The 25,837-nt window shown below is 35.2% G+C and carries 20 protein-coding genes; all 20 read left to right on the forward strand.

What is annotated here, in order from left to right:
• Positions 1–81: 81 nt before the first annotated feature.
• The gene (locus PX700_RS10735; RefSeq protein WP_479520685.1) at positions 82–2,736 is read left to right on the forward strand and encodes an SLBB domain-containing protein; all 2,655 of its coding nucleotides are present in this window, start codon (positions 82–84) and stop codon (positions 2,734–2,736) included.
• Between the two features lie 255 nt (positions 2,737–2,991).
• Positions 2,992–3,924: a Wzz/FepE/Etk N-terminal domain-containing protein gene (locus PX700_RS10740; RefSeq protein ID WP_479520686.1), complete on the forward strand. Its 933-nt coding sequence runs from the start codon at positions 2,992–2,994 to the stop codon at positions 3,922–3,924.
• A gap of 44 nt (positions 3,925–3,968) precedes the next feature.
• Positions 3,969–5,096, forward strand: a complete 1,128-nt coding sequence (gene wecB / locus PX700_RS10745) for a non-hydrolyzing UDP-N-acetylglucosamine 2-epimerase (RefSeq protein ID WP_479520687.1) — start codon at positions 3,969–3,971, stop codon at positions 5,094–5,096.
• Positions 5,097–5,250: 154 nt separating this feature from the next.
• Positions 5,251–6,522, forward strand: a complete 1,272-nt coding sequence (gene wecC, locus PX700_RS10750; protein WP_479520688.1) for a UDP-N-acetyl-D-mannosamine dehydrogenase — start codon at positions 5,251–5,253, stop codon at positions 6,520–6,522.
• Positions 6,519–7,793, forward strand: coding sequence for a Vi polysaccharide biosynthesis UDP-N-acetylglucosamine C-6 dehydrogenase TviB (gene tviB, locus PX700_RS10755; protein ID WP_479520689.1), 1,275 nt, complete (start codon positions 6,519–6,521; stop codon positions 7,791–7,793). The genes wecC and tviB overlap by 4 nt, the downstream gene beginning before the upstream one ends.
• A gap of 99 nt (positions 7,794–7,892) precedes the next feature.
• Positions 7,893–8,936: an NAD-dependent epimerase/dehydratase family protein gene (locus PX700_RS10760; protein ID WP_479520690.1), complete on the forward strand. Its 1,044-nt coding sequence runs from the start codon at positions 7,893–7,895 to the stop codon at positions 8,934–8,936.
• A gap of 2 nt (positions 8,937–8,938) precedes the next feature.
• Positions 8,939–10,135 carry a glycosyltransferase gene (locus PX700_RS10765; protein ID WP_479520691.1) on the forward strand — a complete coding sequence of 399 codons (1,197 nt, stop codon included), beginning with the start codon at positions 8,939–8,941 and terminating at the stop codon, positions 10,133–10,135.
• Between the two features lie 33 nt (positions 10,136–10,168).
• A complete protein-coding gene (locus PX700_RS10770) occupies positions 10,169–11,206 on the forward strand; it encodes a polysaccharide biosynthesis protein (protein WP_479520692.1) in 1,038 nt (345 codons plus the stop codon).
• 2 nt (positions 11,207–11,208) lie between these two features.
• Positions 11,209–12,081, forward strand: a complete 873-nt coding sequence (locus tag PX700_RS10775) for a dTDP-4-dehydrorhamnose reductase family protein (protein WP_479520693.1) — start codon at positions 11,209–11,211, stop codon at positions 12,079–12,081.
• Positions 12,078–13,208: a non-hydrolyzing UDP-N-acetylglucosamine 2-epimerase gene (gene wecB, locus PX700_RS10780; protein WP_479520694.1), complete on the forward strand. Its 1,131-nt coding sequence runs from the start codon at positions 12,078–12,080 to the stop codon at positions 13,206–13,208. Before PX700_RS10775 ends, wecB (PX700_RS10780) begins: the two co-directional genes overlap by 4 nt.
• Before the next feature lie 40 nt (positions 13,209–13,248).
• Entirely contained in the window at positions 13,249–14,562 is a 1,314-nt protein-coding gene (locus PX700_RS10785; protein WP_479520695.1) for a lipopolysaccharide biosynthesis protein, read from the forward strand.
• Positions 14,563–14,591: 29 nt separating this feature from the next.
• The gene (locus PX700_RS10790) at positions 14,592–15,554 is read left to right on the forward strand and encodes a hypothetical protein (RefSeq protein ID WP_479520696.1); all 963 of its coding nucleotides are present in this window, start codon (positions 14,592–14,594) and stop codon (positions 15,552–15,554) included.
• Positions 15,547–16,740 carry a hypothetical protein gene (locus tag PX700_RS10795; RefSeq protein ID WP_479520697.1) on the forward strand — a complete coding sequence of 398 codons (1,194 nt, stop codon included), beginning with the start codon at positions 15,547–15,549 and terminating at the stop codon, positions 16,738–16,740. The genes PX700_RS10790 and PX700_RS10795 overlap by 8 nt, the downstream gene beginning before the upstream one ends.
• An 81-nt stretch (positions 16,741–16,821) precedes the next feature.
• Positions 16,822–17,952: a glycosyltransferase family 4 protein gene (locus PX700_RS10800; protein ID WP_479520698.1), complete on the forward strand. Its 1,131-nt coding sequence runs from the start codon at positions 16,822–16,824 to the stop codon at positions 17,950–17,952.
• A gap of 3 nt (positions 17,953–17,955) precedes the next feature.
• Positions 17,956–19,281, forward strand: a complete 1,326-nt coding sequence (locus PX700_RS10805) for an oligosaccharide repeat unit polymerase (protein WP_479520699.1) — start codon at positions 17,956–17,958, stop codon at positions 19,279–19,281.
• Between the two features lie 24 nt (positions 19,282–19,305).
• Positions 19,306–20,364 carry a glycosyltransferase gene (locus tag PX700_RS10810; protein ID WP_479520700.1) on the forward strand — a complete coding sequence of 353 codons (1,059 nt, stop codon included), beginning with the start codon at positions 19,306–19,308 and terminating at the stop codon, positions 20,362–20,364.
• Positions 20,357–20,800: a serine O-acetyltransferase gene (locus PX700_RS10815; protein ID WP_479520701.1), complete on the forward strand. Its 444-nt coding sequence runs from the start codon at positions 20,357–20,359 to the stop codon at positions 20,798–20,800. Before PX700_RS10810 ends, PX700_RS10815 begins: the two co-directional genes overlap by 8 nt.
• Positions 20,801–20,873: 73 nt before the next feature.
• Complete coding sequence (locus PX700_RS10820) at positions 20,874–21,956, forward strand: glycosyltransferase family 4 protein (RefSeq protein WP_479520702.1); 1,083 nt, start codon at positions 20,874–20,876, stop codon at positions 21,954–21,956.
• Positions 21,957–22,128: 172 nt separating this feature from the next.
• Positions 22,129–24,018 (forward strand): asparagine synthase (glutamine-hydrolyzing), encoded by a 1,890-nt coding sequence (asnB, locus tag PX700_RS10825; protein ID WP_479520703.1) that lies wholly within the window; start codon positions 22,129–22,131, stop codon positions 24,016–24,018.
• A 266-nt stretch (positions 24,019–24,284) separates the two neighbouring features.
• On the forward strand, positions 24,285–25,835 hold the full coding sequence (locus PX700_RS10830) for a heparinase II/III family protein (RefSeq protein WP_479520704.1): 1,551 nt from the start codon (positions 24,285–24,287) through the stop codon (positions 25,833–25,835).
• Positions 25,836–25,837 lie beyond the last annotated feature (2 nt).

Consider the following 25,837-nt stretch of genomic DNA (forward strand, 5'->3'; position numbering starts at 1 on the left):
CGAAAGTTCCTTTTTTATTTGCGTGAAATTAATGTATTATGGCGACCGATTTTGGTTGTAGAACTAGGGATGTACCTACTTGTGAAAGTTTTAACATATTTTTTTAGTGCTTTTTTACTACTTTGTAGTTTAAGTACTTTGGCTTTTACGCCAACCGCCTCTCAAATTGAGCAATTTAAAAAATTACCAAAAGCACAGCAAGAAGCCCTGGCTAAGCAATATGGTGTAGATATATCTACAATTACCGGTACAAACCAATCTAATACTCAAGATGGTGCCCAGCAGCAATCAACTATTGGTGAACGCCCTGAAACAGAAGAAAAAAAGCTAACCGACGAAGAGCGATTTAAACCTAAAACAGACGAACTAAAGCCATATGGTTACGAGCTTTTTGCAGGTGAGCCAACGTCATTTATACCGAGCGAAAATGCCGCAGTGCCTGACACGTATACAGTTGGTCCAGGGGATCAATTAAAAATTAATCTCTACGGAAAAGAAAGCGACAGTTTTGACGTAATAGTTGACCGTGAAGGCCGTTTGAGTATTCCTGACTTAAGCCCGGTAGAAGTTGCTGGCTTAACTTTTGCCGAAATTAAAGAATTAGTAAAAGCAAAAGTAGAACAAGAAGTGATAGGGGTAAAAGCCTTTGTGTCGCTTGGGCAACTTAGAAGTATGCGCATTTTAGTGCTGGGTGAAGCTTACAAACCAGGCAGTTATAGTGTGTCTTCTTTAACAACAGTATCGCACGCACTATTTGTAAGCGGCGGAGTGTCGGATATTGCTTCTCTTCGTAATATACAGGTTAAACGAGCTGGCAAAGTCGTTGTGAATTTTGACCTTTACGACTTACTTATTAAAGGTGACAGCAGTAACGACATAGTACTAAAACCGGGTGATGCTGTATTTATACCATCGGTTGGTGCTCAAGTAACCGTTGAAGGTGCGGTTAAACGCCCAGCAGTATTCGAGCTTAAAAAAGGTGAGTCTGCTGAGCAATTATTAATGATGGCAGGTGGCCTAAAACCAGATGCTTATGCTAAAAATGCAGTTGTTGAGCGCTATAACTTCGATCGTAGGGAAGTACTCTCGGTAGATTTTTCAAAACCGCAAATTAATTATATTCCGCAAGATGGCGACCGCATTCGCTTTAATTCAGTTAGTTCTCAGTATCAAAATTCAATTAGCTTAATAGGTGCAGTAGCACGCCCTGGTAATTATCAATGGCACCAAGGTAAGCGTATTTCAGATGTGCTTAAATCAGTGCGTGGCGATTTACTCCCACAAGCAGATTTAAGCTACGGACTCTTAATCCGCGAAACCAATATAAATGGTGACATACAAACGCATCAGTTTGATGTAGCCCAAGCAATTATCAAAAACCCAGAGAATAACCTACTGCTTCAAAGCAATGACAAAATTGTTGTATTTAGCCGTTTTGAACAAAAAGAAGCTGAACAATCGGCTCTCGCAAATATGGCGCTTAGTCAAAAGCAGCAAAAGCAGCAACAAAAAGTAGAGCAGTGGCATAAATTTGAGCAAAAAGAATTCGAAAAATATGTTGGTGTAGTGAATAACTCTAAGCTCGAAAGCGACCAAGAAAACTCTATTAAAGAGATAACTAAAGGTAGAGTTAATAAGCTTGATCTTGAAAATTATGCATTTTTTAGTCGTCACAATTTACTAATGCCAATAATAGATAAAATTAGACGCCAAGCATCTAACGAGCAGGCTATTCAGCTAGTAGAAATTAACGGCAGTGTTACCTATCCAGGTGTTTATCCGCTAACAGTGGGTGGCGAAGTTGCAAGTTTAATTACCGCTGCAGGTGGCTTGCAAGAATCGGCTTATACTAAGCAGGCTGAAATTACTCGTATGATTGACGGTGATTCTTCAAGAGTTGAACATTTAAAAATAGATTTTGCTCAAGCAATCAACGGTAATACGCAAAGCCGTATTAAATTACAAAGTAAAGACAGTCTTAATGTATTTGCTATTCCAAACTGGCAAGAAAACGTAAAAGTAACTTTAAAGGGAGAGCTAAAATTTCCTGGTACTTATACTATACGCCGTGGCGAAACACTTACTGAGCTGCTAGAACGAGCAGGTGGTTTTTCAACGTTTGCAGAGCAAAAAGCAGCCGTGTTTACTCGTACATCTGTTAAGCAGCAAGAGGAAGAGCAACTTGCACGTTTATCTACAGAGCTACGCCGCGATATAGCTTCAAAAAGCTTTGAAAGTTCAACGAGTAGTAATTCACTCTCGTATGAAGAAATGGACAAACTACTTAATGACTTAGCTAGTGTAGAGGCATTAGGGCGCTTAGTTATCGACCTTCCACTAATAGTTAATAATCAACAAAATTTAGTACTGCAAGATGGCGACACACTTTATGTGCCAAGTAAACGTGATTCAATTAGTGTAATAGGCGAGGTTAACTACTCTACCTCGCATTTATACAAACAAGGCATAAGTGTTGATGAGTACATTAATCTAAGCGGTGGCTTAAAAGAACGTGCTGATGAAGACCGTATTTATATTATAAAAGCAAATGGCTCGGTTAAAATACCAAACACCGGTGGCTGGTTTGCGGCTAATAATTCTGAGCAGTTAGAACCAGGCGATACAATAGTTATACCAATGGACGCAGGCCATATGGACAAGTTAACGCTTTGGAGCACAGCTACACAAATACTCTATCAACTAGGTGTGGCAGTAGCAGCAATAGGCAGTATTTAATAGCAATGCGCGGCTTTACGCCGCGCATTTATTTGTAGGCGGGATTTTACATCGCGCTTATTTGTAGGCGGGATTTTACATCACGCATTATTTGTAGGCGGGATTTTACATCGCGCATTATTTGTAGGCGGGATTTTACATCGCGCATTATTTGTAGGCAGGGCTTTACGCCGCGCTTGTTTGTAGGTGTGATTTTACATCGCGCATTTATTTGTAGGCACGGCTTTACGCCGCGCAGAGTGAGCTGAGATTTACATGGAAAATAGTATAAATAACCCAAAACAAACAAGTGAACAAATCATCACTGATGACGAAATTGATCTTCGTGAACTATTTACCGCTATTTGGCAAGGTAAATGGATTATTATCGCGATCACTTCATTATTTGCCGTAGCCTCTGTTTTTTACGCCATTAATCAGCCTAATATATATAAATCTGAAGTGCTATTAGCACCTGCTGAGCAAGATAAGGCTGGTGGAGTTTCTAACCAACTTGGAGGTTTAGCCAGTTTGGCTGGTATAAACCTTGGAGGAAGTGTGGGAGTAGATAAAACTCAAATGGCACTAGAGATACTTAAGTCCCGTAAGTTTATCACTGAATTTATTGACAATCGTAATATATTAGCAGATTTAATGGCTTCAAAATCGTGGGATAAAAGTGACAACGAAATACGTTATAACCCCAACATGTATGATTCATCTACATCTATGTGGTTAGAAGGGAGTAATTTTCAGAAGCCTTCTGCTCAAGAGTCTTATAGGGTCTTCAGGAGTTTATTATCATATAATTTAGATAAAGAAACAGCGATGGTGACAATATCAATCCAACATTTATCGCCATCTATAGCTAAAAATTGGGTTGACTGGCTTGTACAGGATATAAATTTAGTAATGAAAGAACGGGATGTCGGAGAGGCAAACAAGAGCATTAATTTTTTATCGAGCCAAATAGAAAAAACTAAGGTCGCTGATATAAGGACCGTTTTGTATAGATTGATTGAAGAGCAGGTTAAAATAATTATGTTCGCAAAAGTGCGGGATGAGTACGTTTTTAAAACAATTGATCCTGCTATTGCTCCAGAACAAAGATCTAAACCTTCAAGGGCTGTTATCAGTATCCTAGGGACGTTTTTTGGTATAATTTCAGGTGTTTTTAGTGTTTTCTTGATAAATTTCTTTAGAAAATAGTTCGCATTACATTATTTAAGTAAGCTATATAGAGCAGTATTTACATGTCAAATAAAAAGATATTGGTTGTTTTTGGTACCCGCCCTGAAGCCATTAAAATGGCGCCACTTGTACATGCACTTGCTAGCGATAGTCGTTTTGAAGCTAAAGTATGTGTAACTGCCCAGCACCGAGAAATGCTAGATCAAGTACTTGAATTGTTTAAAATAATTCCGGATTATGATTTGAATTTAATGAAAGTAGGGCAAACTCTGCCTGAAGTCACGAGTCGAATTTTATTGGAGTTAACGCCTGTACTTAAAGAGTTTCAGCCAAATATTGTATTAGTACACGGTGACACTGCAACTACATTTGCTGCTAGTTTAGCTGCATATTACGAGCAGATAGCAGTAGGCCATGTAGAGGCTGGTTTACGCACTGGTAATATTTATTCGCCATGGCCTGAGGAAGGAAACCGAAAATTAACAGGGTCGCTTACAAAGTATCATTTAGCGCCAACAGAAAACTCTAAAGCTAACTTACTTAAAGAAAACTACGCTGCAGAAAGTATATCGGTAACAGGTAATACGGTTATTGATGCACTGTTAATGGTTAAACAACAAATAGAAAATGACGTAGAACTAAGTAAGTCATTAGCAGCACAATTTCCAATGCTTGGTGAAAGCAAAAAGCTTATTTTAGTTACCGGCCATCGACGTGAAAGTTTTGGTGATGGTTTTGAGCGTATATGCGAAGCTTTAGCACAAACTGCAAAAGCACACCCAGAATGCCAAATAGTTTACCCTGTTCATTTGAATCCGAATGTGCAAGAGCCAGTAAAGCGTATTTTAAAAGGTGTAAATAACGTTCATTTAATTGAGCCACAACAATATCTTCCATTTGTGTACTTAATGAACCGCTCCCATATTATTTTAACTGACTCTGGTGGTATACAAGAAGAAGCTCCAAGTTTGGGTAAACCCGTCTTAGTGATGCGAGATACAACAGAGCGGCCGGAAGCTATTGAAGCCGGGACAGTAAAGTTAGTTGGCACAGATGTTATCAAAATTACCTCTGCACTAAATGAGTTACTAGAAGATGAAGTGGCGTATAAAGAAATGAGCCGTGCTCATAATCCATACGGTGATGGACAGGCATGCCAACGTATATGCGAGATTTTAGCAAAAAATTAATAGGTAGCAGCGATTTTATATCGCGTAACTATTTCATAAAGAATAGATTCACAAGCTTTACACAAACCAATAATGCTTGTATCAAAAAATTTAAAATTAGAGTTTTGTAGAACTTAGAACCTAGAACCTAGAACCTACATACACAAGGATAATAATGTCATTTAATACAATTTCAGTTATTGGTTTAGGGTATATAGGCTTGCCAACTGCTGCAATGTTTGCATCGTGCAAAAAAAAAGTCATTGGGGTTGATGTAAACCAATATGCCATTGATACAATAAACCGTGGCGAAATACATATCGTAGAACCTGATTTAGACATGATCGTGCATACTGCTGTGACTAAAGGTTATTTAAAAGCGGTAATAAAACCAGAGCCAGCAGATGCATTTTTAATTGCAGTACCAACTCCTTTTAAAAATAATGACTCCAAAATACCAGAACCAGATTTAAGTTATATTAAAAAAGCCAGTGAAGCTATTGCCCCGGTACTAAAAAAAGGTGATTTAGTAATACTAGAGTCTACCTCGCCAGTTGGAGCTACTGAGCAAATGGCAGAGTGGTTAGCTACAGCTAGGCCTGACTTATCTTTCCCGCAAGAAAAAAATGCAGAAGCCGATATTAATGTAGCACATTGCCCTGAGCGTGTTTTACCTGGGCATGTAGTAAGAGAATTGGTTGAGAATGACCGAGTAATAGGTGGAATGAGTGTTAGGTGCTCAGAGCGAGCAGTAGAACTGTATAAAACCTTTGTAGAAGGTGAGTGTGTAATTACTAATGCACGCACTGCAGAAATGGCAAAATTGACAGAAAACTCATGTAGAGACGTTCAAATAGCGTTTGCGAATGAATTATCTATAATCTGTGATAAATTAGATATCGATGTGTGGGAGTTAATATCACTTGCAAATCGCCATCCTCGTATAAATATTTTGCAACCAGGCCCAGGCGTGGGTGGGCACTGTATTGCTGTTGATCCATGGTTCATTGTTAGTAAAACACCAGAACAGGCACAGATTATCCATGTAGCTCGTAAAGTGAATGATGCAAAACCTCTTTGGGTAATTGATAAAGTTAAGTTAGCAATTATAGACTTTTTAAAGTCTAACCCCAGTAAAGTACTTGCTGATGTTAGAATAACCTGTTTTGGGCTTGCTTTTAAAGCTAATATAGATGACTTAAGAGAGAGTCCTGCTTTAGCTATTGCGAAGCAAATATCCGATTATCATCCCTCTATAGTTAATTTTGTCGAACCAAATATTAAATCTCTACCTAAGGAAATCAAAAATGCTAGGTTGGAACAATTAGAAGGTGTTTTTGAAAAAACAGATATCGCGGTTTTACTTGTAGAACATCACGCTTTTAAGTTAATTAGCCCTCTCCCTGATAATATAATCTGTATAGATACAAAAGGTATTTGGAAATGAATTTAGATAACAAAAAAATTGCAATTATTGGTTTAGGGTATGTTGGATTACCTTTAGCTGTCGAGTTTGGTAAAAAATACCCCGTACTAGGATTTGATATTAACCAAGGTCGAATCGCACAATTGCAAGCCGGTCACGATTCTACGCTTGAAGTAAGCGATGAAGAGCTTAAGCAATCTCCGCAGCTGAATTTCTCTTATACAGTGTCAGATCTCGAAAGCTGTAATGTGTATATAGTAACAGTTCCAACCCCTATAGACGCCCATAAACAGCCTGACTTAACACCACTTATTAAAGCGAGTGAAATGTTGGGTAAAGTAGTTAAAAAAGACGATATAATAATTTATGAGTCAACTGTTTATCCAGGAGCTACTGAGGAAGAGTGTATACCGGTAGTTGAGCATGTATCAGGCCTTGTATTTAATAAAGACTTTTTTGCCGGCTATTCACCAGAGAGAATTAATCCAGGTGATAAAGAGCATCGAGTTACAAATATACTGAAGGTAACATCAGGCTCAACACCTGAAATTGCAGAAATGGTAGATCAACTTTATAAGTCAATTATTACCGCAGGTACTCATAAGGCAAGCTCGATTAGAGTGGCAGAAGCAGCAAAAGTAATTGAGAATACACAGCGCGATGTAAATATAGCTTTAATTAATGAGTTGTCGATTATTTTTAACAAGTTAGGTATAGACACGCTCGAAGTATTAGAAGCTGCTGGTACTAAATGGAACTTCCTACCATTTCGACCAGGCTTAGTTGGCGGACATTGTATTGGTGTTGATCCATATTACTTAACACATAAAGCCCAAAGCGTAGGTTACCACCCCGAAATGATTTTAGCAGGTCGCCGTTTAAACGATGGGATGGGTAAACATGTAGTCTCTGAGCTTGTGAAAAAAATGCTTAAAAAGCGCATTCATGTAGACGAGGCGAATGTGCTCATAATGGGTTTAACCTTTAAAGAAAATTGCCCTGATCTGCGTAATACAAAAGTAGTTGATATAATAAGTGAACTTAAAGAATACAATATTAATGTAGACATTGTAGATCCGTGGTGCTCAAACATTGAGGCACAACATGAATACGATTTAAGCTTAACCACAGAGTATAAAAAAAATAACTACGATGCAATAATACTTGCAGTTGGCCATAACGAATTTAAAGAAATGGGTGCAGATAAAATCCGTGCACTAGGTAAAGTTGAGCATGTACTTTACGACTTAAAATACGTACTACCAAAAGAAAGTGTAGATATGCGTTTGTAATTATACAATGCGTTAGTTTACCCCGCTCTTTGATATTAGATAATTAAATTTATGAAAACTGATTAGGTTTTCTGAGCTAGAGCTCGACTAAGGATTAACATGACTCGTTACGAACAAATTAAAGCTGAACTACTGGCCTCACCTAAAACTTGGTTAATAACGGGTGTTGCAGGTTTTATTGGCTCAAATATTTTAGAGCAATTACTGAAATTAAATCAAATAGTTGTGGGCCTCGATAACTTTGCAACAGGCCATCAGCATAATCTTGACGAAGTAAAGGGTTTAGTTACTTCCGAGCAATGGCAAGGCTTTAACTTTATTGAAGGTGATATTCGTAATTATCAGGATTGTGAAACAGCGTTAGCTAATAACGGTGAAGGCATTGATTATGTATTACACCAAGCCGCACTCGGTTCAGTGCCACGTTCTATTGCAGATCCTGTAACAACGAATGCTGCGAACATCACTGGTTTTTTAAATATGTTACAAGCTGCAAAAGAGGCTAAAGTAAAAAGCTTTACCTATGCTGCTAGTAGTTCGACTTATGGTGACCATCCTGCACTACCAAAGATAGAAGAGAATATTGGTAATCCGCTGTCTCCTTATGCAGTTACTAAATACGTTAATGAATTATATGCTGGTGTTTATGCTAAAACGTATAACTTTAAGACGATAGGTTTGCGTTACTTTAATGTATTTGGCCAACGTCAAGATCCTAACGGAGCTTATGCTGCAGTTATTCCTAAGTGGACTGCCGCTATGATTCAAGGTGATGAAGTCTTTATAAATGGTGATGGTGAAACAAGTCGAGATTTTTGCTTTATAGAGAATACGGTTCAAATGAATATTTTAGCTGCAACAGGATCTGATGACGCGAAAGATAACGTGTATAACGTAGCTGTCGGCGATCGAACTACACTCAATGATTTATACAAAGCAATACAAACGGCGCTAATTGAATGTGATATTAAATCTGTTCAAAAACCTACATACCAAGATTTTAGAGCTGGTGATGTTCGGCACTCCCAAGCAGATGTAAGTAAGGCTAAATCTAATTTGGGATATGCTCCTGAATATAGAATATTACAAGGTATAAGTAAGGCTATGCCTTGGTATGTTAAGTTTTTGAATGGTAATAAATAGAATTGAAAAGATTATATTTTTTTAGGCCTAATTTAAAAAACCACTTTTATCTTTATTATAGCTGGGTGTCTGCAGCTAAAGAAAAAGGGGTTGATGTAACTATGTTTACTGTTATGTCACGGCAACAAATAAAAAAACAGATAAATGAATATAATGAAGTAAGTAAGCTTAATGGAGTAAAAGTAATTGAAACTCCACATGCTGCATTAAATATACTTTATACAGTCATATATCTTTTCTTTAATGTATTAAAGTTTAGGAAAGTTGCGCTCATAGCTAAAAAGGTAGATTTAAGGCCATTGAGACTAACAAAGTTTATTTTTGGTAAAAATTTCAAATATTATATTGAGGTCGAAGGTGACGGCCTATCTGAATATAATTATTTACAAAGGAATCCTTATAAAGATGGGTTCTATGATGACTATTTAAACTCGGCTAAGGCTAGTATTGATAACTTTCCTGAAAAAATAAAAGGCGCGGATGGATTGCTTGTTTTGTCAAAAGCATTTAAAGAAGTTTTATTAAAAAGACATAGCTTTCTCAAAACCGAAAAAGTACAAGTAACGTCTACTGGCTTTGTCAAGGGACGTTTAACTTTTAGTGCAAAGAATCGTCAAGCACTTAGAAATAAACTTTGTATTAAAAATGAACATGTATTTGTTTATGCAGGAAACGTATATTATTCATGGCAAAATATAAAAAATACACTTTGTTTTTTTAAGTATTACTTAGAGAATGTAACTCCTAATGCCAAATTTATCATTCTTACACATAAAAGTGATCAGTTCATAGCAAAGGGTTTTATGTCTAAGTTAAGCCTTCCTGATGAAAAGATAGTTCTTAAAGAAGTGCCAAATTCAGAAGTTGTAAATTACTATAATGCAGCAGATATATGCGTTTTATTAAGAGATAATGATTTAATGAACGAGGTAGCATCGCCTGGTAAAATTGGCGAGTATGCTGCTTCAGGCACACCAATACTTACTTCCTCATATATAGGGGATTATGCACAATTATTTCAATCACAAGATTTAGTCGCCCAAGTTGATGATGTTAGAGATTTTGCATTAATGGCAAGGAAGGTTCAGGTTTTACTGGAAGCTACAGATGATGACAAAACTGCATTTAGTAATTGGAGTAATGATAGATTATCATCTCAAAATAATGTGAATAGCTTCATTAAAGCTTTTGAAATGTAATGTTTATTAAGTCTAAAATTTTTAGGAGTATTTGTGTTTAAAAATAAAAAACTATTGATTACCGGCGGTACCGGGTCATTTGGTAATGCTGTGTTACGTCGATTTTTAGATACAGATATCAAAGAAATCCGTATATTTTCTCGAGATGAAAAAAAACAAGATGATATGCGAAAACTTTTTAATAATTCAAAGTTGAAATTTTATATTGGCGATGTCAGAGATGCCCAAAGTGTAGCAACTGCAATGAGGGGGGTTGATTATGTTTACCATGCTGCCGCATTAAAGCAAGTTCCGTCATGTGAGTTTTACCCGTTAGAAGCAGTTAAAACTAACGTGTTAGGCACAGAAAACGTGCTAGAAGCGGCTATCGCTAATAATGTTGAGCGCGTAGTGTGTTTGAGCACCGATAAAGCGGTTTACCCTATTAACGCTATGGGTATTTCAAAAGCAATGATGGAAAAAGTTATTGTAGCGAAAAGTCGTAATTTAGAAGATACCAACACAACCATTTGCTGTACCCGTTATGGTAATGTAATGGCGTCGCGTGGGTCAGTTATTCCTTTGTTTATTAGACAGGTAGTTAATAATGAGCCAATTACTATTACTGATCCAACAATGACACGTTTCATGATGACACTAGACGATGCTGTTGATTTAGTACTACATGCGTTTGAAAACGGTAAAAATGGCGATATTTTTGTACAAAAAGCACCGGCTGCAACTATTGAAGTGCTAGTAAAAGCTTTACTTGAAATGCTAAAAAAGCCCGAGCATGTTGTAAACGTAATTGGTACCCGCCACGGCGAGAAGCTATTCGAAGCTTTATGTAGCCGTGAAGAAATGTTTGTTGCACAAGAGCAAGGTGAATACTTTAGAGTACCAGCTGATAATAGAGATTTAAACTATTCAAAGTTTTTTGAAGAGGGTGAGTCTGACCTTTCAAAAGTAGAGGATTATAACTCTCATAATACTGAGCAATTAGATATTGAAGGTATGAAGCAACTACTACGCAAGCTTGATTTTATGCGTGAAATTGAGTCTGGAAACATCATCGTTCCTGAAGGTGTTTAAGTATGAAAGTATTAATTTTAGGTGCTACTGGGATGCTTGGCTATAGCCTGTTAAGCAACTTAAATGAACACGCTAACTTATCCGTATTTGGAACAGTACGCAGTATTGCTGGTAAAGAGTTATTTTTTAGCAATTTAGAGCAGCAATTAATTACTGGTGTTGACGCCTATGACATTAGCTCACTGGAGTTCGCGATCGAAACAGTAACGCCCGATGTAGTAATTAACTGTGTAGGTTTAATTAAGCAGCATGGTATTTCAAAGCAACACATTGATGCCGTTAAAATTAATGCATTACTTCCTCATGAGCTGGCCAATATTTGTGATCAATTTAATGCAAAATTGATTCATTTTTCAACCGACTGTGTGTTTACCGGTGACGTAGGTTTATACAACGAAAGTTCATTACCCGATGCGTGCGATTTATATGGTAAATCTAAGTGCCTTGGTGAAGTGAGCTATGGTAAGCACTTGACCTTAAGAACCTCAATTATAGGGCACGAACTTACTTCAGCAGTTAGTTTAGTTGATTGGTTTTTATCACAAGGCGAAAGCACTAAAGGTTTTTCTAAAGCGGTGTTTTCTGGTTTGCCCACTTGTTATATAGCTAAGCTGTTGGTTGAATATATTTTACCATACCCAGAAATCTCGGGGTTATTGCACTTGTCGGTGGATCCCATTGATAAATACACGCTATTAAAGTTGATAGCAGAGCAATACCAAAAAGAAATAACTATTTCTGAATCGCAAGAACTGGTTATAGATCGCTCGCTAAATTCAGATAAATTTAGGCAGTTAACTCAGTTTAGCCCACCAGCGTGGAGCAAACTTGTTGAGTATATGCATACAGATTACGTAAAAAGGTATAAAGCATGAAAAAGTTAAAAGTTGTTACTGTTGTAGGCACCCGACCTGAGATCATACGATTGTCGTGCACCATAGCAAAGCTTGATGAATTCTGTGAGCATATACTAGTTCATACTGGGCAAAACTATGATTATGAGCTGAATCAGATATTTTTTGAAGACTTAGAAATTCGAGCGCCAGACATATTTTTAGAGTGTGCTGGAGCTACAGCTGCTGAAACAATGGCACAAGTTATAAGCAAAGCTGATGCAATGTTTGCTGACGTTAATCCGGATGCTGTCTTGATATTAGGCGATACAAATAGTGCTATGGCTGCAATTCCAGCCAAACGTAAAAAAATTCCAATATTTCATATGGAAGCCGGTAATCGATGTTTCGATATGCGAGTACCTGAAGAAATCAATCGAAAAATCGTTGATCATATTTCCGACGTTAATATGCCTTATACAGATATAGCGCGAGAATACTTATTAGCTGAGGGCTTAAAGCCAGACCTGATAGTTAAAACAGGCAGCCCAATGGACGAGGTACTCAATCGTTATAAGGAAAAAATCACTAATGCCGTAATTTTATCAACACTAGGTTTAACAGCTTGCGAATATTTTGTAGTAAGTGTTCACAGAGAAGAAAATGTAGACTCTGAAAAAAATATTCATAGTTACGTACAAGCTCTAAATGCCATTGCCGAAAAATACCAGCACCCTATTATTGTCTCGACACACCCTCGTACCAGAAAGAAAATTGACTTACTTGACTTAGAGTTTCATCCCTTAGTGAAATTGTTAAAACCACTTGGTTTTAGTGATTACATCAAGCTTCAAATGGGAGCTAAAGTCGTATTAAGTGATAGTGGTACAATTACTGAAGAGTCCTCAATACTAAACTTCCCTGCTATTAACATTCGTGATGCGCAAGAACGACCAGAAGGCTTTGAAGAGGGAGCTGTAATGTTCACAGGTATGAATGTTGAACGCATATTACAAGCAATCGAGATTCTGGAGAAACAACCTAGGGGGAAAGTGAGATTGATCAATAAAGTTAATAATTACATAGCACCTAATGTATCAGATAAAGTCCTCCGAACAATTATTAGTTATACAGATTATGTAAATAAATTTGTTTGGAAAAAGTCGTAAGTAATAACTTTTTATGTATTAGAATTGGGAATTTTTTTTTTTGTCGTTAATTACAAGAATCGTTAAAAGCGCGTTGCTAAAGGAGTCAATCCTATATGGATTGACAGGCGTTATCTCAAAATTTGCTCCACTTTTGGTTATACCTATTTATATCAGCATAATAGGTATTGAAGGCTTTGGAGTTCTTGATTTATACGTAACAATTGGGATGGCTGTGTTTATTATATGTGAAGCACAGGCGGTTTCGGGAGTTATGAGAAGCTATTACGAATGCAAGAAAGCTAATACATTAAAAGATCTCATAAGCTCAGCGATTAAAATATATCTTGTGACTTATGTTTTTTTACTCATATTGTTTTTTTTAATATTCTTAATTCCTTTTCAAATTATCGAAATACGTTTTGATTATTTGCTACCGATTGTATTAGCTATCTTTCCTAGGCAGTTATTTTCATTGAATACAATTATTTTAAGAATGGAGCATCAAGCTAAGCAATACGTGACTCTTAGTTTGCTGAGTGTGTTACTGACGGCTATGTTAGGGATAATATTCATACATTTATACGAATCAAGCGCTTTATCTGTGTTGTATGGTATTGCACTTGCTCAGTTTGTTCTGGGGATTATATCTTCATTTTATATCCGAAAATTAGTATCTTTGAGCAAGCCATCTAATTACTTAAAAGAAATAATTTCTTATGGAGTCCCTATCGCAATCTCAAGTTTAGCTGGATGGTTACTAGCTTCATCTGGGCGTTTAGTGATTGCAGATCAGTCATCAGATTTTGATTTGGGGGTTTATAGTTTATCTCTTAAGGTTGCGATGGTATTTATGGTTTTACTTCAAGCATTTAGAACAGCTTGGGATCCTTATTGTATGAAGAAAATTGGAGAAAATAATTCTCATTTGATGTTTGCGAAGTCTTTAAATGTTTATTGGGCTTTTGGTAGTTTAGCGATTTTTCTTATTTATATTTCATCCCCTTTTTTGATTTTATTACTAGGGGCTGATGAAAGAGCATTAAACCAAAGCTTAATTTTGTTAATTCTATTGGGATACCTTTGGCAAGGGGCAATAAATATAGTTGCTGTTGGTAATGCTTGGGCAAGAAAAACTTATGTTAATTCATTTGGTACTATTACTGGTGGAGGAGTCAGTTTATGTTTTTCATATCTGCTTGTTAACGAGCTTGGCGTTATTGCTGGCGGTCTGGGTTATCTTTTTGGTATGATAGTTAGCTTTTATATAATTTATTATTTGGCTCAGAAAAATCAGCATATTCCTTATAACAATAGCATTTCAATTTTGTTTTTTCTCATTTCTATGGGCATTAGTTTCTTTGTTATATATTAGAGGTTAGGGATTAATTAGGAAGTGTTAAAGTGGAATTAGAGTTAACCGGGAAAATCCGATTAAAAAATAAACTAGTGAACAGCATCTCAATTTTGGATGGCTCGATCTACTATACAAGCTCTTTGATGAACTGCATATCTAAGCTAAATCTTTCGACTTTAGATGATGAGGTTGTTGTTGGAGGGGTTTGTGGCTATGGTAAATATAAATTTAGGGAACCCGTACATGCTAAAGCTTTTAGAGAGGGGAAAAAGGTTTCTTTATTTGTTAGTGATTGGCATAATCACAGGTTATTGAAGTATACCAATAATAGACATATTACCGAGCTTGGCTTTTTTGCTCCAACATCATCGAAATTAAAAAGTATTGCTAAATTTATAAAAGGAATGTCTATTTCAGGTTCTTATATAAATACTCACTTTAAGGCTTGTAATATCAAGCATACTGTGAAAACCAATTTTTCCCATAATGTTGCTTACTTTATCTCATCATCTTTTAAATTACGTTCGAAACGATTTTTTGATGTTAATAAACCGAATGGAGTAGCTCCATACAAGAACGGCTTTATATTTACTCAAAAAAATAGAAATGTATTGTCTTTTGTAGATAAAGAATTAAAACCCATAAAGGAGCTTTACCCTCCTGAAAGTGGACGTTTAGCGAATATAACACCTTATGAAAATGGTGTTATATTTTGTATTGAATCTAAAGGTGCTGTATACAGGCTAAACAATTTAGGTACCTTTTCGAAAATCTTCTTGAAGCCTTCAAGTGTTAATTTTAAACCTTTTTGTGCGTGTATTATCGAAAATGACTTACTTGCAGTAATATCTATGTCTAACCTACATATTTTTGAAATCTCAAGTGGCCTTGAGAAGGCATGCTATAGCGTCGATGGTGAATTACATGGGCTTGACGTGTCCAATAATAATATTTATATCTCGGATCGAGAAAATAGTGAAATATATATTTTGAGACTTAACAATGATTGATATTAATAACCCGCTTTCTATAGGTAGTTTTCTTAATTTTGGTTACGATATTACATACACTCCAAGTATTAAGTTTGATTATTCACAAATATCTTCCAATGCTAAAAAGCCTGATTATAAAACTACAAAAGATATATTTATGTCTTGTTTGGAGCGGTGTATAGGTGATACTAATGATGATATAGTTGTACCTATAAGCGGGGGGCTCGACAGTCGAGCTTTACTAGCTGGGCTTTTGGAGCTTCGAAGTGCTGATAAAATCAAAACATATACTTTTGGAACAAAGTCCAGTTATGATTTTGAGATAGGTAAAAGTATAAGTAAGAAGCTAGGAGTTACTTGTAATTCTTACGAACTATCAGAGTATAACTTTGATGAGAGCTCTTTATATGCAACAGCTTCAATGTTCGATTATCAAACTACATTGTTTTATCATCCCCCATATGATGAAATTAAAAATACTTTTAATAGTGATTTGATTCTTGTAGGTTTTATGGGAGACCCTTTAGCAGGTTCTCATTTACCAAAAGTGGCTAGTATAAATAATGAACAGTTGTTTCAGAAGTTTATAAGGAAAAACCAAATGGTTAGAAGTTGCTCCCTGTACGATTTTGAAGCACCCAATCTTAACGAGATAGTAAAGTTTTCAGAGCTTGTTTCAAGTGGGATTACTAAAGACGAATATTTGGATTTTGAGGTAAGGCAACTACGATATGTTTATCCACATGTTATGCCTAAGCAATTAAACTGCAAGTCTCCATTTATTGAAGCTGATTGGTTTAATCACATGCTTTCATTGCCTATAGAGTGCCGTAGGGAGCAGTCTTATTATAATGAATTCTTAATTAATGCATTTCCTGTAGCATTTAACCTTCCTTGTAAAAATAACTATGGGCTTAAATTAAATACTAACCCTACCTTAGCTAAACTATGGCGTGGAATGCACCGGTTTAATACATTGAAAGAAAAAACAGTGAACTATCAAAATTTTAATCGTAGAATCTGTGATGATAAAGCATTATATAATTTGTTGGACATGTTGCTTACTAAATTAGCAACACGAGACTTGGGTTTAAAAGTTAACCCTATTGACGTATTACGAAACCATAAAAACCACAATGCCATTTACGCTGATGCAATTATTAATATGTCTTCTTTAGAGATTAACTTATCAAGCGTTGATTAAAGAATAGCTCAGAATTTTCTGTATTGAATAATATATAGATAATTAAGTTAATTGTAGTTAAAGATTACCCAAGGTACCCAAATGAAAATTGTATACATATCTAATTCGACCATACCTTCACGTGCAGCTAATAGCATCCACGTAATGAAGGTTTGCCAAGCATTTTCTGATTTGGGTCATGAAATAACTCTATTTGCTTCAGATAAAAAAAATGATTATGAAAAAGATATTATCGATATTTATCAATATTATGGTGTGAAAAAATCATTTAGAATACAGAAGTTTTCGTGGTTGAAGTATGTTAAAGGCAAATCATATTTTTATGGTTTATTATCTGCACTAAAATCAAGTCTGATGGATGTTGATCTCGTATTTTGCCGCCACTTATATGCTGCCTTTTTTTCTAGTTTGATTTGTAAAAAAGTAATATTTGAATCTCATTCTCCAGTTAGTGATGCCTCCGATACTAGTTTAGAGGCACGTATGTTCAAATCTATGATCTCGAAAAAAAGCTTCTCTTCTCTAGTTGTGATAACGCATTCATTGAAAGAATATTACCTTGAAAAATACCCTCAGTTAAGTGGTAAGGTTATTGTAGCTCCTGATGGAGCTGATCCTGTTGGTGATGAAGTAAAGCCACTTAATATGGAAGCGGACTCTGGACGCATTCAAGTCGGATATTTAGGACACCTTTATCCAGGTAGAGGGATCGACATCATTATTGAATTAGCTTCTTTATCTGCATGGGCTGACTTTCATATTATTGGAGGGACAGAAGCTGATATTTCGTATTGGAAAAACATTTCTAAGAACAAAAATATTAATTTTCATGGTTTTGTAACTCCAAACCAAGCTGAACGCATGAGAATTAGCTGTGATGTTTTATTAGCTCCATACCAAAGTAGTGTTGCAGTCTCTGGAGGAGGTGGCAATACAGTTCAGTGGATGTCGCCATTAAAAGTATTTGAATATATGGCTGCAGGTAAGCTGATATTATGTTCCGATTTACCCGTTTTACATGAGGTATTGGAGCATAATCGTAATGCTCTATTTTGCAATCCTATTGATGCTAATGATTGGGCGAAAAAATTAGATTTAGTAAGAAGCGCACCCCACATAGCAAGCGATATTGGCAATAATGCTCTTAAAGATTTTGCTGAAAATTATTCTTGGTACTCTCGTGTGGAAAGTATATTAAAGGAAATAAATTAGAATATGAGCTTCATATTACTTTTTTTCACTTTTTTTTTCATATTATATTTCACCTATATAATACGAAGAGAAAGCTTATTTTCTTTAGTCAGTTTTTTTATAGTTTTTATTACATTTATATATGTGATTATTCCATTTTTGGATGTTTTCTTTTTCGAAAAAACTATCAGTTTTCTATATCCTGTGTTTATATTTATTGCTTTTTCCTCCTTAGCTCTTGGAATTTTTTTTGGCGGGAAGGTGAAAACTTTTAGATCAACAATTTTAATTGATTTTAATGAAAAAATAGAATTATCTCTTCTTTATTTTATATTATTGCTATCATTACTCTCATTATTTGTTTATATACAGTCTTTTGGTGGCTTGCTGCAGGCTTTAATAAGTGGAGCAAAGTTGAGGTACACAGATAGTGGTACACAAAGTATTGGAGTTTGGGGATTTTTATTATACTTTGTCGCACTCTCAAAAATCGTTTCTTGTGTCTCTTTTTATCGCTTGTTATCAGGGACCGATCATAAAATAAAATATAAGATAATGTTTTTTTTAGGAATTGCTGCAACATTAGTATTTGCAATTGTAAATGCTAGTAGAGGAGCGATAGTTATCACTTTGTTAATGTTTATTTACGCCTACTTTTTTTTTCAATCACATAAAAAAGGTGTGAAATTTGCTCAAAAAGTACTGATATCGACTCTTGTTTTATTACCAATACTTTTAATATTTATTATTTATGGAAAAGTGTTGATTAAGCATACAGCTAACTTTATAGATAGTGGGAGTTTTGAGTTTTCGTTCTCAACATATGAGGATAAAAAAAATGCAGCAGGATCGCGTTTTATCTCAGAGTTTTCACATCCTTATGAAAGTATAGATTATCTCTTAGAAAATGAGACTGAACTGAACTATTTTAAACACTTTTTAACCGCACCATTAAATGTTATTCCCTCAAAAATATTTAATACGAAAAAGCAACCAAGGATAACGGAAGTTAATACAAAAAATATTTCAGGCAGTGAGGAAGGTGGCAGACCTCCTGGACTAATAGCTTCATTTTGGTACGGTGGTGGAGTATATATGATATTTTTCATGTTATTTATGTATGGTTTTGTATTGGCCACAATCCAAAAGCACGGTGAAAAAATGATCCGGTCGAATGTATTATTTTCACCTTACTTTGCTTTTATTTATTTTATGATACCGTGGCAAAGTACTAATGGAGATCCATCTATTATACTTAAATCAAATATATATTTGATTTTATTTATAATATTATTTTATTCTTGGGTGATCTTCTATAAAAAGATCTCTTGGAAAATTAAAACGATTTAGATTTTTATTGAACAAGGTGTGAAATTGCTTAAGCGCAAAATATTATTTATATTACCCAATTTAAACAGTGGTGGAGCAGAAAGGGTTGCTGTAAATTATTTACGGCAGCTTGATCTTAATAAATATGCTGTAACTTTATTGGTGTTTAAAAAAACAGAAGATTTACTTCATTTGATACCTAAGAATGTAGAGTTGATCGATATAACTACAAACAGCACCTATAAATCTTGGTGGCCTCTGTTAAACAAAGTTAAAGAGATATCTCCAGATGTGGTTTATTCTACTCATTCTAGAGTAGCAACACTATTAATGGCGATAAAACCTCTTGTTAATCGCTTTTACCATATTGCTCGAATGCAAGGAACGCCTTCCTTGGATATGAAATATAAGCAATATGGAAAGTTTAGCCAGCTACTATTTTCTTTAGGCTTTAACTCTGCTGATGTAGTGATTGCGCAAACAGAAGAAATGAAGGCAGATGCAATAAAATGTTTTTTTATTGCAGATAAGAAAATTAATGTTTTAAATAACCCAATAGATGCTTCTTATATTGATAAGTGTGCGGGATATCCTTCTCCATTCGATTCTAGTAAAACAACTGCTGTTGTTTCAGGAAGATTGAGAACGGAAAAGGGATTTGACACTCTTATTAAATCGTTACCAAAGGTAATAAAAACATGTCCAAATTTTAGATTACATATTTTAGGTGATGATCGAGGTGCATTTAAAGAGTTAAGTCAACTAACAAAACATTTAGGTTTAACTGAACACGTTGTATTCGAAGGATTTATAGAAAACCCATATGCTTTTTATGCGCATTCCGATCTTTTTATTTTATCTTCAAGAAGAGAGGGGTTTCCAAATGTTTTACTGGAAAATTATTACTTGAACACGCCAATAGTCGCAACGCGTTGTGTACCAGTTGTTGAGCAGTTAATACATGATGGTAAAAATGGTTTTACATGCTCAGTTAATAATCATATAGAATTAGCTGAAAAAATTACAAGCTGTTTAGCTATTAAACGAAATTATATTAGTAATCCACCTTATAAAGGTTCAAGCTTGGAGACTGTACTTGAGTAAACTACCTTATTTATTATATTTAATTTACCATCGATTATATCTTCTAAAAGTACCAGTCATACCTAAATTACTAGTGATGATTAATAGAATTATTTGGGGGGCATATATTCCTGCTTCTTGTAAAATTGGCAAAAACACATGTTTTGCTTATGGCGGTAGTGGAGTTGTTATTCACGGTTCTGCAATCATAGGGCAGTCATGTAATATTGGAACATGTGTAACTATTGGTGGTAGAGGAGAGCATTCTAGAAATCAGCACGTTCCAATTATTGGTAATAATGTGTTTATTGGAACTGGTGCTAAAATTTTAGGCCCTGTCCGTATAGGTAATAATGTAGTAGTTGGTGCGAATGCGGTAGTTATAAATGATGTTGAAGATAATGTTACTGTTGCGGGGATGCCAGCCAAAGTAATAAAAAAATATAGAACTGAGTGAATACTCATAAAAGTATTGTTAATTATTTTTAAATTCATAATGGATTATTCCTTAGTTATTGGAAATTAGTAAAGTGCCAAATAAACTTATTTTATATGTTCCGCAACCAGACGCCAAAAGCACTGTTCAGGCTGGTGGTCAATATACTGCCGCCGCGGGATTAATTGGTTATTTAAATGAAATTGAGTATCCATTTGCTATTGTTAATACTACACCTCTAAGCACTCAACAGTCACGGTGGAGTAAGGTAACTTTCGCTTTAGCACGAATTAAAAGAGTAATAAATCTTTCCAAAAAAGAAAAATCAATTGTTTTGGCTTTTACTGGTTCATTTAATTCGCTAATGGAACGTTTTATTTTGTTATCTTTAACTCGATGCCAACTCGCATTAGGTTTTAGAAATAATGAAATATTAAATATAAGCCCTAGTAGTTTAAAAGGTCGTTTGATTTCAACGTTTTTGAAAAAAGTCAAAGTTATATTTGTTCAAGGCCAGAGCCTTAAAGAATACTTATTACTTTTTGGTGTTGAATCTTCACGAATACAGGTGATTCCTAATTGGTTGCCTGTAAGTTGCAGCATAGTAAAACACCCTATAATATTTCCTAATCATGCTACTCTTCAAATTGTTATGGTAGCTCGTGTCGTTAAAGCTAAAGGCATATTTGAATTTATTAAAGCTATTTCTTTACTTGATATCTCTATTAGAAAATTTACAGTTGATATTGTTGGTGGAGGAGTAGACTTAAAGGAAGCCAAAACTTATAGTGAGAGTTTAAATATTTCAGATTTAGTGACTTTTCATGGTTGGAAAAGTACTGAAGAAACAGAAGCCTTTTTAAAGCAATCTCATCTATTTGTTTTACCCTCTTACAATGAAGGTTTTCCCAATTCAATTCTAGAGGCTATGGCAAATGCTCTGCCGATAGTGAGCACAAATGTAGGTGCTATATCAGAAAGCGTGATTGATGGGAAAAATGGTTTTATTGTTAAAATTAAAGATTCTATTTCACTGGCAACTGCGATAAATAATTATTTGCATAATCCGGGCTTATTAGAAATACATTCTATTAATTCGCTAAATATAGTGAATGAACGACATAATAGAAAAACTAATTGTGAGACACTAATTCAACACTTGCTTTCAATTAATTAGGCTTACAGGACAGGTAACCATAATTGAGCTTAATGGTTTTTGTAAATGTAACTTTACTGTGATTCATCAACGTATAAAATTTATTTCACGATAGATAATGGCTAATTAAAGCTTAAAAGAATGATTAGCAATTTAGCTGAGTTAGTTAATATAAAAATTTTAGGAATTAAAAATGTGTGGTATTGCCGGAGCAATATATTTTCCTGAATTAGAACCTTCAGGTAATGAGAGCCAACTAATAGAGGCCTTAGATAGTATTTCTCATCGCGGCCCTGATAATGCCGGGGTATATACCTTTGAGAACCTAATGCTAGGCCATGTACGTTTGAGTATTCTTGATTTAACAAGTCAAGGAAACCAGCCTATGTGTAGTCGTAGTAAGCGATATGTTATCTCTTATAATGGTGAGGTTTATAACTTTAAACAATTAGCTAATAAATATAAATTAACTGACTTAGTCTCTTCATCTGATACCGAGGTTATATTAGAACTTATTGAGCTACTTGGTATTAAAGTAATAGAAGAGTTTAATGGAATGTTCGCATTTTCAATTGTTGATCTCCAAGAAAAAAAACTTTGGCTAGTACGTGATAGGCTAGGTATCAAACCTCTTTATCTTAATAAAACTAATGAAGGTATATTTTTTGCCTCTGAAATGAAAGCAATAAAAATTATTGCAGAAAATAGAGCTTTTGAATTGAACGATAGTAAAGTGCATGAGTGGCTATATTATGGTAGCCCTTTAGGTAAAGAAACTCTATATAAGGGGGTGGAAACTTTACTTCCTGGACATTACGTAGAAATTAATCTTGATTCACTTGATGTTAAAGAAACTTGTTATTGGAAACCGAGTTTACCTACCAATAAGTTAGTAAATATTGACATGTTAATTGTTAAAAACACTGAATTATTAGAACAAGCAGTTTGTCGACAATTAGTAAGTGATGTTCCTGTTGGCGTATTTTTATCTGGAGGTATAGATTCTAGTGCAATTACAGCCTTTGCCTCAAGAAATTATGACAAAAGGTTGTCTACTTATTCCGTTGGATTCGATTTTGACAAAGGTGTAAATGAGCTACCTAAAGCGAAGGCTTTGGCTAAAAAATTTAATACCGATCATCATGAACTACATATCTCAGGGTTTGATGTGGCAGATGTTGTAGAGAAGATGGTGCACCATCATGACCACCCTTTTTCTGATGCAGCAAACATTCCTTTATATTTATTATGTGAAAGTGTTAAGGATAATACCAAAGTTGTACTGCAGGGGGATGGAGGTGATGAATTATATGGTGGTTATAAGAGATATAATACGTTAGGTAACATTTCTAAGATGCGGTTATTAGCTAAAGTCGGGGGTTTTGCTAATCAATTTAGTCATAAAAATAAAGCTTATTGGGTTAGACAACGCTATATTAATGCTCTGTTAGCGCCTTCTGAGGCTGAAATGATGGCTTTATTATTAACTGTAGAAGATAAAAAACACAGCCCATTACAAGTGTTTTCAAGTTCATTTATTAATAGAATATCTAAATATGATCCTTTTATAAGATATAGAGAGTGTCAAAGCAGGCTAGCAGGAAGCCCTCTAAGTGATCAAATGGCATTAATTGATTCGATGATTATTTTACCCGATATTTTTCTTGAAAAAGTAGATAGATCGACGATGGCTGCAAGTGTAGAAGTGCGTGTACCATTTTTAGATAATGATCTCGTTCAATTTGCTCAAAGTATCCCCAATAAAATAAAAACGCCTGGAGGGCATCAGAAATGGTTGTTGAAAAAAAGCTTAGACGGAATCATTCCTAACGAAATATTGTATGGAAAAAAAACAGGTTTCGGGGTTCCCTTTGCTTTTTGGGTTACCAATGCCCTTAGTTCGTTACTGTTTGATAACTTACAATCTTTCAATGATAGAAATCCTAATGTTTTTGATGTTAAGCAAGTTAAAAGACTTTATGAGATGCAAAAAGCTGGTACTGGTAATTATGGTTTTCTTCTGTGGAAGGTTTTGAATTTTGTTTTATGGGCAAATAAAAATACAATAGAAATTAAAGTATAATTAAAATGATTATCACTAAAATAAAGACAGCATATGCCCTAAGGTTAGGAAATTTAGTTAGTATTTTTAATTATCGTTTAGGAATTAAATTCGGAATAAACCCAGTAAAAAAAATCCAATCAAAAATTAAACGAGGTATTTTTTTTAGAGTTCCCGAGCGATTAACTAATGCAGATTTAAAAACTAGCAATCAAGAGTGTTATTTTGGTTGGATCTTTAAAAACTCTTCTGATGTGCCAAACTGGCACCAGAGTGTTTTTTCCGGAATGATAGTCGATGATCCTATGCGAGCTTGGTGGAAAATTCCTGATTTTGATTCTCAATTAGGTGATATTAAAGGTGTGTGGGAAGCGTCACGTTTTGATTGGATCGTTGGTTTTGCTCAACAAGTAGCAACCGGCGATAAAAACGCTTTTATTAAATTAAATGACTGGGTTACTGACTGGGTTAACAATAACCCTCCCTACAACGGAGTTAATTGGAAGTGTGGACAAGAGACGTCAATAAGAGTGATGCATTTAGCTCTAGCCGCCTTGTTACTAAAACAAACCCAAAATACAGCACCCGCACTATTAAGTTTAATAAAAGCACATTTAAAGAGAATATCGCCTACTATCATGTATGCGGTAGCGCAAGATAACAACCATGGTACATCTGAAGCTGCAGCACTTTATATTGGTGGCTCTTGGCTTGTATTAAATGGCGAAAATGATGGTTTGAAATGGCAAAAGCAAGGTCTAAAGTGGCTTGAGAATAGGGCTAATAAATTAATTGAAACAGACGGAAGCTTTAGTCAACACTCTGTAAATTATCATAGAGTGATGCTCGATTCCTATAGTTTGGTAGAAGCGTGGCGTGTAAAGCATGGCTTATCTCCTTTTTCTGATCTTTTATATGCAAAATTAAAAGCTGCTACTAAGTGGTTGTTTTATTTTACAGACTCTCAAACTGGGGATGCTCCAAATATTGGCGCTAACGATGGAGCACGTTTAATTCCGTTAACAAGTACCGACTGCAGGGACTTTAGGCCTAGTGTTCAGCTTGCTAGTACATTATTTATCAATAAAATAGCATATGATTTTAGCGGTGACTTTAACGCACCACTTGAATGGCTCGAATTTAAAAAACCTAATCGATGTATAGCAAATAAAGTTGCAAAAGACTTTACTGACGGCGGTTATACCTATTTTACTGTTACTAATGCTGCGCTTTATTTTAACTACCCTATGTTTAAATTTAGACCCAGCCAATGCGATGCTTTACATGTAGACTTTTGGCTAAATGGGCAAAATATATTTCGAGACGGTGGAACATTTAGTTATAATGCTGGGCAAAAATATATTGATTATTATGGCGGGGTAAAAAGCCATAATACAGTTGAATTTGATTCACATGAGCAAATGCCGCGCATAAGTCGTTTTTTATTAGGTGACTGGCTAAAAACATCAATAAAGAAAAGCTTAGTAGCTTCAGAAAGTAAACAAAAAATTACTGCAGGTTACAAAGATCGATTTGGTTGTAAACACTCACGAACTATTGAATTAAAGCCAGGTATGTTAACGATACAAGACACCGTAAGTGGATTTAAACAAAAGGCAGTGTTGAGGTTTAGACTTATTCCTACAGATTGGAAGCTTGTAGGTGACACTCTTAAAAGTGAGTTTTGTACAATTAATTTTTCAGCAGATATTAGTATTAAACGCATTGAACTAACTACAGGCTTTGAATCGCGTTATTACCACCAAGAATCTGAAATTCCAGTACTAAAAATAGAAGTTAGCGAACCTGGAACACTGACTACGGAAGTAAAATTTTAATT

Source organism: Pseudoalteromonas sp. TP27 (assembly GCF_056470645.1).

What these genes read in the sequence shown, in the direction of transcription:
- PX700_RS10740 (WP_479520686.1), top strand. Translation starts at nt 2,992, where the DNA reads ATGGAAAATAGTATAAATAACCCAAAACAAACAAGTGAACAAATCATC.
- wecB (WP_479520687.1), top strand. Translation starts at nt 3,969, where the DNA reads ATGTCAAATAAAAAGATATTGGTTGTTTTTGGTACCCGCCCTGAAGCC.
- wecC (WP_479520688.1), top strand. Translation starts at nt 5,251, where the DNA reads ATGTCATTTAATACAATTTCAGTTATTGGTTTAGGGTATATAGGCTTG.
- tviB (WP_479520689.1), top strand. Translation starts at nt 6,519, where the DNA reads ATGAATTTAGATAACAAAAAAATTGCAATTATTGGTTTAGGGTATGTT.
- PX700_RS10760 (WP_479520690.1), top strand. Translation starts at nt 7,893, where the DNA reads ATGACTCGTTACGAACAAATTAAAGCTGAACTACTGGCCTCACCTAAA.
- PX700_RS10775 (WP_479520693.1), top strand. Translation starts at nt 11,209, where the DNA reads ATGAAAGTATTAATTTTAGGTGCTACTGGGATGCTTGGCTATAGCCTG.
- wecB (WP_479520694.1), top strand. Translation starts at nt 12,078, where the DNA reads ATGAAAAAGTTAAAAGTTGTTACTGTTGTAGGCACCCGACCTGAGATC.
- PX700_RS10795 (WP_479520697.1), top strand. Translation starts at nt 15,547, where the DNA reads ATGATTGATATTAATAACCCGCTTTCTATAGGTAGTTTTCTTAATTTT.
- PX700_RS10800 (WP_479520698.1), top strand. Translation starts at nt 16,822, where the DNA reads ATGAAAATTGTATACATATCTAATTCGACCATACCTTCACGTGCAGCT.
- PX700_RS10805 (WP_479520699.1), top strand. Translation starts at nt 17,956, where the DNA reads ATGAGCTTCATATTACTTTTTTTCACTTTTTTTTTCATATTATATTTC.
- asnB (WP_479520703.1), top strand. Translation starts at nt 22,129, where the DNA reads ATGTGTGGTATTGCCGGAGCAATATATTTTCCTGAATTAGAACCTTCA.
- PX700_RS10830 (WP_479520704.1), top strand. Translation starts at nt 24,285, where the DNA reads ATGATAGTCGATGATCCTATGCGAGCTTGGTGGAAAATTCCTGATTTT.